Annotated in this window: 11 protein-coding genes; 9 read left to right on the plus strand and 2 right to left on the minus strand. The window is 54.6% G+C overall.

The genetic code is table 11. From position 1 onward, the window contains the following. Positions 1–188 precede the first annotated feature (188 nt). Both DNH61_RS25035 and DNH61_RS25045 read left to right on the plus strand, forming a co-directional pair. The gene (locus DNH61_RS25035; protein ID WP_111149692.1) at positions 189–5186 is read left to right on the plus strand and encodes a choice-of-anchor I family protein; all 4998 of its coding nucleotides are present in this window, start codon (positions 189–191) and stop codon (positions 5184–5186) included. Positions 5187–5383: 197 nt separating this feature from the next. After that, a complete protein-coding gene (locus DNH61_RS25045; protein ID WP_111149694.1) occupies positions 5384–5734 on the plus strand; it encodes a hypothetical protein in 351 nt (116 codons plus the stop codon). A gap of 95 nt (positions 5735–5829) precedes the next feature. Here DNH61_RS25045 and DNH61_RS25050 read toward each other — a convergent pair whose 3' ends face one another. Beyond that, on the minus strand, positions 5830–6468 hold the full coding sequence (locus DNH61_RS25050) for an SGNH/GDSL hydrolase family protein (protein ID WP_181438871.1): 639 nt from the start codon (positions 6466–6468) through the stop codon (positions 5830–5832). Between the two features lie 64 nt (positions 6469–6532). Further along, positions 6533–7687 carry a serine hydrolase domain-containing protein gene (locus tag DNH61_RS25055; protein ID WP_111149696.1) on the minus strand — a complete coding sequence of 385 codons (1155 nt, stop codon included), beginning with the start codon at positions 7685–7687 and terminating at the stop codon, positions 6533–6535. Positions 7688–7846: 159 nt separating this feature from the next. Here DNH61_RS25055 and DNH61_RS25060 point away from each other — a divergent pair, with 159 nt between their 5' ends. The 7 genes from DNH61_RS25060 (at position 7847) to DNH61_RS25090 (ending at position 15596) form a co-directional block, all read left to right on the plus strand. Further along, a complete protein-coding gene (locus DNH61_RS25060) occupies positions 7847–8500 on the plus strand; it encodes a hypothetical protein (RefSeq protein ID WP_111149697.1) in 654 nt (217 codons plus the stop codon). A 308-nt stretch (positions 8501–8808) separates the two neighbouring features. Beyond that, on the plus strand, positions 8809–9963 hold the full coding sequence (locus DNH61_RS25065; RefSeq protein WP_245948322.1) for a glycoside hydrolase family 16 protein: 1155 nt from the start codon (positions 8809–8811) through the stop codon (positions 9961–9963). Positions 9964–10399: 436 nt separating this feature from the next. Beyond that, positions 10400–11761, plus strand: a complete 1362-nt coding sequence (locus DNH61_RS25070) for a DEAD/DEAH box helicase (RefSeq protein ID WP_111149699.1) — start codon at positions 10400–10402, stop codon at positions 11759–11761. A gap of 127 nt (positions 11762–11888) precedes the next feature. Continuing rightward, entirely contained in the window at positions 11889–12737 is an 849-nt protein-coding gene (locus tag DNH61_RS25075; protein ID WP_181438872.1) for a carbonic anhydrase, read from the plus strand. Between the two features lie 264 nt (positions 12738–13001). Further along, positions 13002–14006 carry a glycoside hydrolase family 53 protein gene (locus DNH61_RS25080; RefSeq protein WP_245948329.1) on the plus strand — a complete coding sequence of 335 codons (1005 nt, stop codon included), beginning with the start codon at positions 13002–13004 and terminating at the stop codon, positions 14004–14006. 121 nt (positions 14007–14127) lie between these two features. Further along, positions 14128–14940 (plus strand): AAC(3) family N-acetyltransferase, encoded by an 813-nt coding sequence (locus DNH61_RS25085; RefSeq protein ID WP_111149701.1) that lies wholly within the window; start codon positions 14128–14130, stop codon positions 14938–14940. A gap of 134 nt (positions 14941–15074) precedes the next feature. Continuing rightward, positions 15075–15596 carry a DUF2569 domain-containing protein gene (locus DNH61_RS25090; RefSeq protein ID WP_111149702.1) on the plus strand — a complete coding sequence of 174 codons (522 nt, stop codon included), beginning with the start codon at positions 15075–15077 and terminating at the stop codon, positions 15594–15596. Positions 15597–15668 lie beyond the last annotated feature (72 nt).

Consider the following 15668-nt stretch of genomic DNA (forward strand, 5'->3'; position numbering starts at 1 on the left):
ATTCTAGTCAAGAAAAGGCTGATAGGAAGCAGCTTCCATCCTTTACAAAAGAAAAATTTTGTCCGGGAAGTGATTGCAGCATATATGGGTTGTAAAAAACATCACAATCTTTTAATTTTAGTAGTAACTACCATGCTTGTCCGAAGGACACAGTGCGGTAAAATCATGGGCACGTAAAGGAGACCGGTATGAAAGAGTGGCATGCAGGCGGGTTAAAAAAATGGCTTTCACTTGGCTTGGCAGCATTGTTAACGCTTCAGGTACTTGCGGGGTACCACACAACCGCTTACGCGGAAGGCAGCAGCTATCCTGACCATTTGATCATTAATCAGGTTTACGGCGGGGGCGGCAAGAGTGATACCCCTGTCACACACAGCTTCATTGAGCTTTATAATCCGACAGACAAGCCCGTTGATTTAAGCGGCTGGAAGGTCGAATACTCATCCTCCCGATCAGGCTCTAAGCATCTTGGAAGCACGGTGGGAGAATCGGTATACAAGAATCTGGAAGGGACGGTCCCTGCGTACACCTCCTATCTGATCCGCGGGGCGGCCGAGACGACAACGGATGACCTGGTGACCGTCCAGGTAGCGCAGTACGATCTGGAATGGCCGGAGCGGTACATAGACAATGACCAGTATAATATCCGCGTGGTGAACAGAGAGTCTGTTCCAGTGGACCAGCTGGCCGTGAAGGAGCAAGGCGGCGAAGGTAACCCGGTAGCTTCCATCTCCAAGCAGAAATCCGTCCGCCGGGCAGATTTCAAGGATACGAACGATAACGCGGCGGATTTTCAGGTGCTGGAGTATAAGGCAGGAGTGGCGGATGCTGCTTTCATTGCGGCAAACCGGCCGCGCAGTCTGGCTGACGGAGCATGGGGCATTGCACCAGAGATTCCGGGACCAGTGCCTGGCGGCGACACGGCCGTGATCAAGATTTTCCACACCAATGACATACATAGCAGAGCAAAGCGCGATTCAGGGCAGATTGGCTTTGCCCAGTTCAAGACGTTCATTGACCGTGAAAGTGAGCAGGCAGACGGCAAAATCGTACTGGACGCAGGTGACATTTTCCACGGACAGACAATTGCCACGCTGGAGCAGGGAGCAAGCATTGCCGAGCTGGTGCGTGCGGTAGGGTACACGGCGATCTCGGCGGGCAATCATGATTTTAACTACGGATGGGAACGGCTGCTGGAGCTCGAGGAACTTTCGGGTGCAGTGGTTCTGTCCGCTAATGCGATGAAGGATGGCGGCAGGGTTTATAACGGCGCAGTCATGCAGGAGGCGGGCGGTGTCAAGTTCGGCATCTTCGGCCTGTCTACGCCTGAGACTGCTTATAAGACGAATCCCAAGAATGTGGAAGGCATTGACTTTGGCACGGATGAGCAGATCATTGAACTGTCCAAGCAGATGGCAGCCAATCTCAAGGCGGAAGGGGCGCAGTTCGTTATTGCGCTGTCGCACTTGGGAGATGATCCTACGAGCACGATCAAGAGTACGGACATTGCCCAGCATGTACCGGGCATTGACCTGATTATTGACGGGCACAGCCATACGAACTACCCGCAGGGCCAAAGGGTGAACGGTGTCCTGATCGCCAGCGCGGGCGAATATTTCAAGAACGCCGGAGTCGTTACGGTCGCGTATAACAAGGAAACGCATGAGAAGCAGCTTCAGGCCAGAAGCATTCCCGCTTCCGGGCTGACGCTGGAGCAGTATCCGGAGGACCCGTCTGTCAAAGCGGTCTATGACGCCATCATCCAGCGGCAGTCTGCTATCAAGGATGTGGTGATCGGCACAACGCCAATCGCGCTGGAAGGCGAGAGGACGATGGTGCGGAGCGGCGAGACCAATCTCGGACGGCTGATTACAAGTGCCATGCTGGATGAGAGCGGCGCACAGATTGCCATAACCAATGGCGGCGGCATCCGGAATTCGATTCCAGCTGGCGATATTACGAAAGGGCAGGTTCTCGATGTGCTGCCGTTCGGCAACTATATTATTACCAAATCGCTGACAGGCGCACAGATCAAGGCAGCGCTTGAGCAGGGTATGGCTTTTGGGGCAGGCTCGTTCCCTCATGTCGCCGGAATGACAGTTACCGTAGAGAAGTATACCGTGATGTCGGGCTCCACGCCTGTCGAGAAAGGGCGCGTAAAGGCTATCACAGTTAACGGGCAGCAGATGTCGGACACGGAGAGCTATGTGGTGGCGACCAATGATTTCATGGCGGCTGGCGGAGACGGGTACACGGTGCTGGCTGAACCTGCGGTGCTGAACAATTTTGCAGCACTGGATGAGGCACTGATCTCCTATATGAGCAAGGCGGATTTGGCCGCGATTGACGCCGAGCGCCGCCTTCGTGTGACGGTGCAGCCGAAGAAGGTTTCCAACCTGGGAAGCTACTCAACCGGCTATCAGAGCGAAGACGGCGGAGTCGCCGAGATCGTGAAGTACAATCCGGACAACAAGAAGATGTATCTGGTCAACGGACAGGAGAAGAAGATTGATATCGTGAGCCTTGCTGATGTGAAGAATGAAGTCGGCAATACGTACAAGCTCGAGAAGCGGATCGATGTCAGCGGCATGGTTCCCGACTTTACGTTCGGTGATATTACAAGCGTGGACATCAATACGGAGCGGGACATTGTGGCGGTAGCCGTACAGGCTGAGGATTATAGGGAGACAGGGGCTGTCCTGGTCCTCGATTATGACGGAAACCTGATTCAGCACATCTGGGCCGGCATCCAGCCGGATATGGTCACCTTCTCGCCAGACGGGCAGTATATCCTGGCTGCTAATGAAGGAGAGCCGAGAGCAGGCTACGGCGAAGGCACTGTTGATCCGAAGGGATCTGTCTCGGTTATTAACTTAAGACATGGCGTGAAGAGTGCGGTTGCCGTTAACGTGACATTTGATGCCTTTGATGCGCAGCGGGAGCAGCTTGTTGCGGATCAGGTTATTTTGAAGAAAGGTGCCGCACCGTCGGTTGATCTGGAGCCGGAATACATTGCCGTGGACAGCACAAGCCGCAAGGCGTATGTATCGCTGCAGGAAGCAAATGCGATCGCGGTGCTGGATATGGCGAACTATCGTTTTACCAGCGTGAAGGGTCTTGGCTTCAAGGACCACAGCCTGCCGGGCAATGAAGTGGATCTTCTCAAGGACGGCACAATCGATATCAAGAATCAGCCGGTCTATGGCGTCTACATGCCGGATGGCCTGGCGGCAGCGAATATTGGCGGTAAAACGTATCTCCTGACCCCGAACGAAGGGGATGCCAGGGAATGGGGAGATTACGAGAACATCCGGACGGCCGAGATCGACGGGCGCAAGGTTGAGGTACTAAAGAACGAGGAGCACGACGGGCTGGAGGAAGGCAAGCAGTATGTCCTCGGCGGACGTTCCTTCTCAATCTGGGATGCAGAGACGATGAAGCTTGTCTATGACAGCGGCAGTGAGTTTGAGAAGCGGACTGCTGAGCTGTATCCGAAGTATTTTAACACGTCCAACAAAAATATTAAGCTGGATGACCGCAGCGGCAAGAAGGGTCCTGAGCCTGAGGATATCAAGGTTATGTCAGAGGGAGGCAGGCACTATGCATTCGTAGGACTGGAGCGGATCGGCGGCGTGATGGTCTACGATATCACCAATCCGGGCGGTGCTGTTTTCTTCGATTACATGAATACACGCGACTACTCGGCTCCGATTGCCGGCGATGTTTCACCTGAAGGGCTTGCTGTTGTAAAAGGGGCAGACAGCCCAACCGGCTATCCGCTTGTTTTGGCGGCTCATGAGGTTAGCGGGACGGTAGCTGTGTATCAGATGAACATCGCTGCTGACGATCCGGCTGATCAGCCGGGCAACGGCGGAATACCGGGTGGCGGAGGCGGAGCACCAGGGGGAGGCTCCGGAGGCGGCTACGTACCGGGCGGCATTAATTCGGGCTCGTATCATCTGAACCCTGCGGGCATACATGAATACCTGCCGCCGTACCTGCGCCAGTCCAATGGACGGCAGGATGTCATTATTCCGTTGACAGGACGCGGAGGAAATGCGGGCCGGGTAGAGGCCATCGTCCAGATGGGTCAAATTACTATCGGAGCGGATTTGCTGAAGGGCAATCCAGGCCAAAGAACGATAGAGTTTTCGGTAGAAGAAGTGCCGGATGCTTCGACTTATGAGGTCCTGTTCGAAGAGGAGACGGCATCTGCTCTGTTTGATCTGAATCTGGATACGGTGAGTGTGGATGCACCTGTCGCTCAGATGACATTCGACAAGAAGAGCATGTCCAGCATGCAGAGCAGCAGCATGCAGAACGGCATGAGTTTTACCCTATCCAGCGTGTCTAACGCTTCCCTGCCGCAATCCGTGCAGCAGGCTGTTGCCGGCCGGCCGGTTGTTGATTTCACCGTGCAAACTGGCGGTCAAGCCGTAACGGAATTTGGCGGCGGCACCGTTCAGCTGAGCATTCCATACAAACCTGCTGCCGGAGAGGATCTGCAGGCGCTTGTGGCCTACCATGTGGCGGATAACGGCCAGATGACCGCTGTTCATAATGGGCACTACGATGCGGCAGCAGGCAGAATGGTATTCAAGGTCAAGCATTTCTCCATGTATGCGGTGGGTTATAATAAGGTTCCGTTCGAGGACGTGTCCGGCTGGGCTGCCGATTATATCTCCTACCTGGCCGCACGCGGCATTATCAACGGTGTAGGCGTGGGAAAATTTGCCCCGGGCCATGCCATTACCCGTGCCGAAATGACGGCTCTGCTTGCCAAGCTGTCGGGCGCAGATCTTGCGAAGTACAGCACAAGCACGTTCCGCGATGTGAACGCTGATGCCTGGTATGCTTCCTATATTGCATGGGGCGCAGAGAGCGGCATCGTGAACGGTGTAGGCGATGGCCGGTTTAATCCGGATGGCCGGATTACACGCGAGGAGCTGGCGGTCATGCTAGCCCGGTTCGCCGAACAGGCCGGCTATTCACTGCCGTCTGTCCAGGAAGCAGGCGCCTTTGCGGATAGCAGCAAGATCAGCAGCTGGGCGGCGGACAGTGTCCGTTCCATGCAGCAGGCAGGAATCATCCAGGGGCAGGGCAGCGGCATGTTTAAACCGAAGGGTCAAGCTACCCGTGCTGAAGCGGCCAAGATGCTTGCGGTGTTCGTGCAGGGTATGAATTAATCAGTTGACAGGTTGACTGCAGCCGCCCGCTCCTTGAGCGCAATGGGTTCAATGGGGCACACAGTACGGCTGCCGCTGGTCCTTCGTCCAACTTTCCCCTTTTTGGGCGCTGCTGCTTCCACTCGTCCATACCATCCGTGCAGAACTGCAGTACACTGCATTAGCACGAAGATTATGATGGGGAAGGAAGTGGCGGTATGCATCCGATTCATCCGCTGAATGAGATGACGGTCAGCCCTTATGTGGGGATGCCGGTATGCGCGGTTATGCATGACGGGCGGAAAATAGTCGGCATTGTGGCAAGTGTCGGCGGCGGCCAGGTAACCATAAACCCGTATAACCAGGCAGTTATCGCAGGCTCGCGCTCGAAGAAGAAACGCAGAGCAGGCAAAGCCCGTGTATCTGCTTTTCTGGCGGCTGTTGTCCTTGCATTAGCAGCTGTTGCAGCGCTGTTTGTATTGCCGGGGTTCGGTTACGGCTATGGCTACGGGTATGACGGAGGAGTGCCTCCGCATCAGCCGCTGGTTCTTTCCAGGCCGTATATTTAGCGAAAGGTACTGCACAAGAAATAGCCGCTGTTTCCGGATACGTGATTCCGGGACAGCGGCTTTTTTACATGAGAGATATGTTATATCCGTAACCTTCATCCAAGGGGCTTGTAGCCCAGCCGGTCGAACAGCTCCGCCATCCGCTGATATCCTCTTGCATTCAGGTGGACACGGTCAGGAGCAAGCAACCGGCTCTCGCTGCCGGACACCAGCCGGTGCAGATCGGCTACGGCCAGATTGCTATAGCTCTTGGCACATTCTTGAATATAAGTATTAAATCTTGCAACCCATCTTACCGCGACCGGCTGGCCGGGAAACGGGTTGTACAGATTGGCTGTCCGCACAATACAGGGGGTGTCCCTTCCGTTCCTTACTTCGGTAAGCTGGCGGAGGATGCTTTCGTAGCAAGGCTTAAAGGTCTTCAGCGCCCGTTCGAAGTGCGCAGGGTCCTCGTCAATCAAAAAAGCCTTGGCGGCAGCAATGAGATCGTTGCCTCCGATAGTAACGGAGATGAGCTGGGCGTGCCGGAGCAGCATGCGAAGCTCGGGGTCGGATCGCAGCAGCCTGGCGAGGCCGGTTGAGTCCATGCCGGAAACGCCAACAGTGGCAAGTCGAACCGGCTGCCGCAGCTGCTCCTGGGCAGCGTGCCGGTAACGGGGAGCAAATCCAAACCCTTCAGGCGCGCCAACCCCGGCGGTTAACGAATCTCCAATCGCTGCATAGATGTACACCACCTTCATCCCCTCCCATATACGACATATATATGTGAGGGGGTGGGGGCAGATGCCAGGACAGCTATTACAGCTCTGCTATTGCGGCCAGAACGGCATTGTTGAACAGGTCAGCATAGATGTTCTTGAACGGCTTCTGGTGATCCAGCTCGACGGACAGGTAGACCTGCACGGTTTCGTATACGGGGTCCACACAGACGAAGACACCGGCCGCTCCCCAATGGTTATAGGCTTGGGGCGAGAACAGGTCTCCTCCGTCACGCTTGCTGCCGTTAATGGCCCAGCCATAACCCCATGATGCTTCCGCGAATACCTCATCTCTGTACTCCGAGGGCACGCCGGGAATGTGGTTGCGGGTCATCTCGATGACGGAGACCGGGCTGAGAATGCGGACGCCTTCATATATTCCTTTGTTCAGGAACATCTGGGCGAACACCGCAAGGTCACGGGCGGTTGAATAGATGCCGCCTGAGGCAGATGTCGAACGGATCAGGCCTTCGTCAATCCATTCGGCGCAGGGCGCGTCAGGCGAACGCTGCACAATCCGGTGCCATTCGGACTCCGGCACGCTGTAGTAAGTATCATTCATACCGAGCGGCTTGAACAGGCGTTCGGCCGCAAACTGATCGTGCGTCTGGCCGGTTACGCGCCGGATGATCTCACCGAGCAGCTCGTATCCGAAGCCGAGGTAGTACATGACGGCGCCCGGTTTACTGGCCGCGGGTACATCGTAGGCCAGCGACAGGAACTCATGGGTTTCAGGATCCTGGCCAGGCGGGCAAGGCGGGATGACGGCGACCCCCTTTTTGCTGTCGATGTGCGGGTGTAAGTCTTCAGGGCGGATGCCGGAGTTGTGTGTGAGCAGATGATGAACACGGATCTCGTGCTTGCCTTCACCAGTGAACTCGGGTATGTAATCCACGACCGGCCTGTTCAGGCCAATCCGGCCTTCCTCGACCAGCAGCATAATGCTGGCCGCTGTTATTACCTTCGTTATGGAGCACAGCGGGAACAGGGAGTTCAGCTGCAGAGGAGGGGAATCCGGTTCAGGCGTCAGGGTGCCATATGCTGCATGATGAACGGTAATCCCTCTTCTGGCTGCAAAGGTAACCTGAGCCGGGGTAATTCCTTCCTCAACAAGCCGTCTTGCTGTTCGGTCCACATTCTCGATGCCATCCACGGTCATTCCTGCTTCTTCGGCTTTACTAATCGTCAGGCTCATAGGGGATTCTCCTTCGCAATGGTAAATGGGAATATTAACCTATATGGCTTATTATTAAGGATGGACGATAAGCCGTCAATAACTTCCAGTAAGTTTTTGCCGGTTCTGGTTGGCGGAGGTCTGCTGTGTTTATGAGAATAGAGGGAGGGAAGTATACAGATGGATACCATACTATATCTCACATTTGCTGCTGCGTATGCCGTCATGCTGGCTTGGGGGTTGGTGTTGTTCAGGAGCGACAGGCACTGGGGGCTCCAATATCTTCTGCTGCTGGTAACATCAGGTCTTCTATGGGACAACGGATTGATTGGGACAGGCAGGTGGATCGGCGAGGGTCCGCTGCTGGAATCGCTCAGCCTGTCGAGGTTCTGGCTGCATGCCTTCCTGACACCGCTGCTTGCTCTTGTCTCTTATGGCCTGATCCGCCAGGCGGGAAGCAGCTGGGCAAGGAAGCCTGCGGCATGGTGGGGCGCGTGGCTGTTCACTGCCGCCCTGATTGTACTGGAGCTGGTAACGGAGACGCTGTCTGTCCGGCTGAAGCCGCTGCATGAATATGGCGTCCTGCGGTATGTGCCAATCGAGCAGTCGGGTCCGCCGCTGATGGTCATTCTGATTCTGATTCCGCTGTTCACGGCAGGTGTCGTGCTATGGAGGAGACTGCGCAGCCCGTGGCTGTTCATTGGCACCCTGCTGATGCTGGCCGGAAGCGCCATTCCGATCCCGCTGGACAGCTCAGCTGCAACCAACCTGTTCGAGCTGCTGCTCATTCTGTCGCTGTGGGTGTCTGTTTATCAAGTGAGGCGTGCCGGGTAAGACTGGCAGCAGCAAGCCCAAGTCCCGCTGAGGCGGGGCTTTTTTGCTGTATAAAACAAAAAGGCATGAAACCAAAAAATGAAGCATTTAGAAAGCGTATTCACGGAGGTATAGTTAAAGGGCAGCCGAGGACCCAGCGAAGGGTTAGTGACAGGTTAAGGTCTTGGCCGGGGCTGAGGACTAAGGCTGCATGATCAGGATGCAAAAGGGGGGAGTCATCTAAGGCTGGATGCGGAGCAGCAGTCAGGGAGGCTGATGGTTGTGAAGTCGGGCAGGCAACAGAATCACACATGAATGGAGGATGGTTTATGAAAGGGAAACGGTTGAGATCTTTTGCTGCAGCTGCATTGAGTCTGGGGCTGGCTGCGGCTATGGTGCCGGGTATGGTCGCGGGGCCTGAGCCCGCTGCGGCGGCAGACCAGTCACAGTGGCGGATGGTCTGGAACGATGAATTCAATGGAGCCAATGGCTCCGCGCCTGACGGGTCCAAGTGGAACTTGATCCACGCTGGAGGCGGCTTCGGCAATAACGAGCTGCAGTACTACACGAACCGGAGAGATAACTCCTATCTGGAAAATGGCAACCTCGTCATCAAAGCCCAGAAGGAGGAGTTCGGCGGTCATGCCTATACTTCTGCCAAGCTGACCTCGCAGAACAAGGGCGACTGGAAATACGGACGCTTCGAAATCCGGGCGAAGCTGCCTTACGGCCGGAGCGTATGGCCGGCTTTCTGGATGATGCCGACGGATTCGGTATACGGCATCTGGCCGAAGAGCGGCGAGATTGATATTATGGAGAACCGCGGCGATCAGATGAACAAGGTTTCCGGAACGATTCACTATGGCAATGACTGGCCTAACAACGTCTGGTCCGGTGCGGACTATCTGCTGCCTGAAGGCCAGTCCTTTGCCGATGATTATCACACGTTCGCCGTAGAGTGGGAGGAGCGTGAGATCCGCTGGTATGTGGACGGCCTGCTGTACTCGACGAAGAGAGACTGGTTCACACCGGGTGCAGCCTTCCCTGCACCGTTCGACCAGCGGTTCTATATGCAGCTGAACCTGGCGATTGGCGGGCCGGGCACGCCATTCACCGGCTGGCAGAACCCGGATGATTCCGTCCTTCCCCAGCGCATGTATATCGATTATGTAAGAGTCTATGAACGGATTGGCCAGGATACCGGCGGCGAGCATGTCACAGCAGACTATGCCGCCGGCGTCACCAAGCTAAGCGCATCGCAAGCGAAGATCTATATTCGCCCGGTGACCGCTGCCAGGTACGTGGATGTTCACTACACCGTGAATAACGGCATTCAGCAGAACCTGCGCATGGCTAACAGGAACGGTACCTGGGAGACGACGGTTAGCGGCCTGAAGGCGGGAGACAAGATCCGCTACTGGTTCACCTATGAGAAGAATGGTCCGCAGTATGATTCACCGCAGTACACGTACACGCAGTCATAGGGTCATAGGGAAAGGGAATATTGGAGGGCTGTCCCGAAGTCATCATGACTTAGGGGCGGCCCCTCTTCATTTGTAAAATTAATTCTGATACTGTTCACTCCGGAATTGGTGATCTGTGAAATTCTAACGAATATCACAGTCGCTATTTGCCTCAATATGGCTGATTTAAACCTGTAACGAAACTCTGCAGCGTTATAGTCCTAGTTATGCAGGAAAATTGGCGTAAATCACCAAATAAGACGGCTGGGATTCGTTAAGTTTGAGAATGCTTCGAATTAGCAGGTATAACGTGTGTGAGATTCGTTAGCCGTGCAGCGGATAGGCCAGAGAAGACTAGGACAGAAGCACGCATTCCACATACAGGGTATTTGTGTTATCCTTATATGTCATGACTTGAGCCAAACCATAACGTATTCATGATAGATGAGGAGATTCTATGACGTTTAAAGAATTGAATATTGCACCAGCGATCCTTAAGGCGCTGGATCAGGAAAACTACACTGCACCGACACCTATACAAGAGCAAGCCATTCCGGCTGTACTGGCCGGCAAGGACCTGCTGGGCTGTGCCCAGACAGGGACAGGCAAGACAGCAGCCTTCGCCGTGCCGATTGTGCAGCTGCTCAGCAGCCGCCAGCCGGCCGGGGGACCGCGCCGCATCCGCTCGCTTATTCTGAGCCCGACACGGGAGCTTGCGCTGCAAATTGCTGAGAACATAGAAGCATACAGCCGGTTTACGCGGATCAGATGCACCGCGATTGTCGGCGGCGTATCGCAGAGAGCGCAGGAGCGGGCGCTGCAGCAGGGCGCGGATATTGTGATTGCCACGCCAGGCCGTCTGATGGATCTGATTCACCAGAAGCATGTTGATCTGAAGCATGTGGAGATCGTTGTATTGGATGAGGCCGACCGGATGCTGGACATGGGCTTCGTCCATGACGTGAAGAAGATCATGGCGATGATGCCGGGCAGCAAGCAGACCCTGTTCTTCTCGGCGACGATGCCTCCCGAGATATCCAAGCTGGCCGGCTCCATCCTGAAGGACCCGGTGCGGATCGAGATCACACCAGTGTCCTCAACGGCGGAGCGGATTACGCAGTCCGTATACAAGGTGGATAAGGCCAACAAGCAGAAGCTGCTGGCTCACCTGCTGCAGGACCCGGCTATTGACTCCGTGCTGGTGTTCACCCGGACGAAGCATGGCGCGGACCGCGTGGTGCGCGATTTGGCGAAGGCGAAGATTACAGCCGCCGCCATCCATGGCAACAAGTCGCAGAACGCCCGCCAGAATGCTCTCAGCAGCTTCAAGAACGGAACAGCGCGTGTGCTGGTAGCGACCGATATCGCTGCAAGGGGAATTGATATCGACGAGCTGTCCTATGTCGTCAACTTCAATCTTCCGAACATACCGGAGACCTACGTGCACCGGATTGGCCGCACAGGCAGAGCCGGAATGAGCGGTACCGCCATCTCGTTCTGCGAGTTTGATGAGCTTCCTTATCTGAAGGATATAGAGAAGCTGATCGGCAAGCGGATTCCAGAGGTCAAGGACCATCCTTACCCGATGCAGCAGACACAGACGTCACCGATTCAGGAGCAGACTGCCGGATCGGGTTCTGCATCCTCGAAGCCCAGACAGCCGAAACCGCAGACCCAGCAGAAGCCGAGGCCGCAGTCGGGTTCCAGACCCCAGTCGAAGCAAGGTCCGCAGTCGAATTCCAGACCGCAGTCGAGGCCAGGCACACAATCAAGGCCGAAGCCGTACTTTATAAAGCCCAAGCAGAAGGCTGAGCGTTAAGCCCAACCGCTGCCGGCTGTTCACCTTAATACAACATAAATTTACTGTTACAAAATTGTGGAAATTATTGCCTGTCCCCATCCATTGCTCTATGATTATCCCACATTATAGAGAGGTGGATGAAATCATGCGTAAACGATGGGGAAAAACGCTGCTCGCAGCATTACTGGCTGTTTCGTTAACAGCCTGCTCTTCTACTGCACAGCAATCGAGTGGAGGAACGCCGGAGGCCGCTCCGGCTCCGTCCGCACCAGCGGCCGGTCATGAAGCTCATGCTGTCCACTGGTCGTACGAGGGCGAGACTGGACCTGAGCATTGGGCAGAGCTGGGAACAGAGAACGGGGCATGCAGCAGCGGCCTGGAGCAGTCGCCGATTAATCTGGATGAAGCGAAAGCGTCAGCGGACGCGGGTGCTGCCGAGGCAATTGAAATCAACTATCAGCCAAGCCAGTTTACGATTAAGAATAACGGTCATACCATTCAGGCGGATGCTGTAACAGAGGATAATACCATTACACTCGACGGCAAGGAATATACGCTGGCCCAGTTCCACTTCCACGTTCCTTCCGAGCATCAGATGGAAGGCAAGAATCTGGATATGGAGCTGCATTTTGTTCATAAGGATGCAGATGGCAAGCTCGCTGTTGTCGGTGTGCTGATGAAGGCTGGCGCAGCGAACGAAGCGTTGTCCGAGCTCTGGTCGAAGCTGCCTGCCGAGGAGACGAAAGAGAACATTGCGCTGGAGAAGACCATTGATCTTCCGGCCCTGCTGCCGCAGGATCAGGATGTGTTCCGCTATGACGGTTCGCTTACGACGCCGCCATGCTCCGAGGGAGTAGAATGGACGGTTATGCAGGAGCCAATTGAGGTCTCGCAGGAGCAGATTGACGCCTTTGCGGCGATCTTCCCGGACAATCACCGGCCTGTGCAGCCGTGGAACGACCGCGACGTATTCAGCGTAAATCAGCAGAACTGATTTTGCGCAGCCATAGTATGCCTGACAGATTGATGATAAAAGAGGCGGAGCAATCCGCTTCTTCTTTTTTTGCGGCAGAGCTCCATAATGTATCAAAGACATTGGGAAAATGTCATAAATGTTGTAATCGTATCCTTCAACTCCTTGTTGATAACGCTTACACTCTTGGTGAGCGCTTTCATTTGTGTGAGAAAGTGCACATTTTATCCATGGAAAAGGAGATGCATCATGAAGAAGAGATTATCGCTTGCTCTTGTGATTGCCATGTGTTTGTCGTTATTCTCATTGGGCCAGGTTGCTCCAACGGCTGAGGTTTACGCGGCGCCTTCGTTTGCCAAGGGGGCGGATATCAGCTGGGTAGCGGGTATGGAGGCTCAGGGCTACAAGTGGAAGGACAAGAATGGTGTTCAGCGTGACATCCTTGATATCCTGCGTCAGGATTACAAGATTAACTCGGTGCGGATCAGGGTCTTCGTCAATCCGACGAATGATTATGGAAACGGATACATGAACAAGGACCGTGCTGCGGCGCTGGCTGCTAGGGCCAAATCCAAGGGGATGTCCGTTATGCTGACGCTCCATTACAGCGACTCCTGGGCTGATCCGGGCAAGCAGACCAAGCCTGCAGCGTGGAAGAACTACACCTTCCAGCAGCTGATGGATGCGGTCTACAACCATACCCGTGATGTTATGTTCACGATGCAGAGCAAAGGGGTAACACCTGATTGGGTGCAGATTGGCAACGAAACGAACAACGGCATGCTGTGGGAAGACGGAAGAGCCTCGGTCAGCATGCGGAACTATGCCTGGCTGGTCAATACCGGACACAATGCGGTGAAGTCGGTTAACAGCGGCACCAAGACGATTGTCCATCTTGCCAATGGAAATGACAATTCACTGTACAGATGGAATATCGGCGGCCTGATCAGCAACGGGGCTAATTTCGATATCGTCGGCATGTCCCTGTACCCGTCAGCATCGGACTGGTCTGCCCTTGTCAATCAGACGGTGTCGAATGCGAACGACATGATTAACACGTACGGCAAGGAAGTGATGATCAGCGAGATCGGCATGGATTATAACCAGCCGGCGGCAGCCAAGAGCTTCGTGGCGGATATAGTGAAGAAGATCCAGGCGCTGCCGGGCGGTAAAGGCAAAGGCGTGTTCTACTGGGAGCCGGGCGCGACTCCAGGCTACAACGGCGGCTACGGCAAAGGAGCGTGGCAGTCGGACATGAAGCCGACGATTGCGCTGGAAGGATTCTTGTAAGAATCCAGTGAAAGCTTCCATCTTATACTGTCAAAAATATGCTACAATTGTGTTAGCGCCTGTTCCCCTGGGAGGGACAGGCGTGTTTTATTTATAGCTGATACATATAGGAGAATGAACGATGAGTGAACATGAGTTGATACAAGCCACGGAATGGCCGGTTACGTTAAGCAGTCTGAAGGAGGAGCTGGATGCCCTCGGGGTTCGCGAAGGCGATACCGTTATCGTCCATTCCTCGCTTTCCAGCCTGGGCTGGGTTTGCGGCGGGCCGCAGACGGTCGTGCAGGCCCTGATGGCAGCAGTAGGCAGCGGGGGAACAGTGGTTATGCCTGCGCAGAGCGGCGACTGGAGCGACCCTGCCGGATGGGGGAACCCGGCGGTGCCTCAAGAGTGGATCGAGATCATTTATAAGGAAATGCCGGCCTTTGACCCGGCCGTTACGCCGACGCGCGAAATGGGCCGGATTGCCGAGCTGTTCCGCACCTTTCCGGGAACGATGAGATCTTCTCACCCGCAGTCATCGTTCAGTGCAAACGGCCGTCAAGCTGCATACATTACCGCAGAGCATCCGCTGACCCCGCAGTTTGGCGAGGCTTCCCCGCTGGGCAAGCTGTACGAGCTGGATGCAAAGGTCCTGCTGCTGGGCGCGGGCTATGACTCCTGCACGAGCTTTCATCTCGCAGAGACGCAGCTGGACGGCATGCCGGAGAAGCAGATGGGCACCGCCATGCTGGAGCAGGGAGAGCGTGTATGGAAGACGTTTACCGATTATGCTTACGATGCGGATGATTTTGCCGATTTGGGAGCGGATATGGAAGGGCGGGTGGCAGTCAAGCTAGGCCGGATTGGCAGGGCAGAATGCCGGCTGTTCAGCGTGAAGGAAGCAGTCGATTATGCGAAGGCTTGGCTGGCGGACAACCGCCCGAAGGGTTAGGGGCCTTATTAGTTGAGGCATAAGCTTTTCCAGCCTTTAGCAAAGGAAGTGTTAAGCCAACCCTACGATGAATTAAGCGGGGATATATCCGGACTTTGATAAACTGGGCATTTTTTTACACGAGGAGAGATTAGGTGGAGACGAATAGTTTGGACAAGCAGGAGAAGAAGCAGCACATTCCTGAGCCAGCTGGAGCCTTAGGCTTTGGCGGTTGGCTGATCCTGCCGCAGATTGGTTTTGTAATTTCAGTGGTTTCATTGTTTTTATTTTTTGTGAAAGAACTGCCGGATGTATTGGATTCATCCATATGGGGAGTATTGGGGTCCAAGGATTCATCTCTATATGACCCGCTGTTTGCGCCAATGGTAATAACGGAGGTAGTCTGGAATTTAGTTTTGGTTATTGGAACCTTGGTTACGATTGTCCTGTTCTACAGAAGGAAGAGAATCGTCCCGAAGCTGATGATTACGCTGTATTTGGCCAGCTTGGTTGGAATGATAGTAAGCTATGTATTTGTGCAGCAAATTCCAGTCTTGAAGGAAGCGATGGCAGACGGAAGCCAGATAAGAGAGATAGGCCGATATGTCGTAACCTGTGTCATCTGGGTTCCCTACTTCCTGTTGTCTCAGCGGGTGGAGAATACTTTTATAAAATAACGTTTTAAGAAACTAGCATAGTTTATTAGAATGAAGTCCTCTTGGATAAGGGGACTTTTTCCTTTTTGAATG

The organism is Paenibacillus sambharensis (assembly GCF_003233845.1).
In the GTDB taxonomy this organism is placed as follows: Bacteria; Bacillota; Bacilli; order Paenibacillales; family Paenibacillaceae; genus Paenibacillus_I; species Paenibacillus_I sambharensis.

Bases quoted from the DNA above. Each gene is read 5' to 3' on its own strand.
- DNH61_RS25035 (WP_111149692.1), top strand. From the start codon at position 189: ATGAAAGAGTGGCATGCAGGCGGGTTAAAAAAATGGCTTTCACTTGGC.
- DNH61_RS25045 (WP_111149694.1), top strand. From the start codon at position 5,384: ATGCATCCGATTCATCCGCTGAATGAGATGACGGTCAGCCCTTATGTG.
- DNH61_RS25055 (WP_111149696.1), bottom strand. From the start codon at position 7,687: ATGAGCCTGACGATTAGTAAAGCCGAAGAAGCAGGAATGACCGTGGAT.
- DNH61_RS25060 (WP_111149697.1), top strand. From the start codon at position 7,847: ATGGATACCATACTATATCTCACATTTGCTGCTGCGTATGCCGTCATG.
- DNH61_RS25065 (WP_245948322.1), top strand. From the start codon at position 8,809: ATGAAAGGGAAACGGTTGAGATCTTTTGCTGCAGCTGCATTGAGTCTG.
- DNH61_RS25070 (WP_111149699.1), top strand. From the start codon at position 10,400: ATGACGTTTAAAGAATTGAATATTGCACCAGCGATCCTTAAGGCGCTG.
- DNH61_RS25075 (WP_181438872.1), top strand. From the start codon at position 11,889: ATGCGTAAACGATGGGGAAAAACGCTGCTCGCAGCATTACTGGCTGTT.
- DNH61_RS25080 (WP_245948329.1), top strand. From the start codon at position 13,002: ATGTGTTTGTCGTTATTCTCATTGGGCCAGGTTGCTCCAACGGCTGAG.
- DNH61_RS25085 (WP_111149701.1), top strand. From the start codon at position 14,128: ATGAGTGAACATGAGTTGATACAAGCCACGGAATGGCCGGTTACGTTA.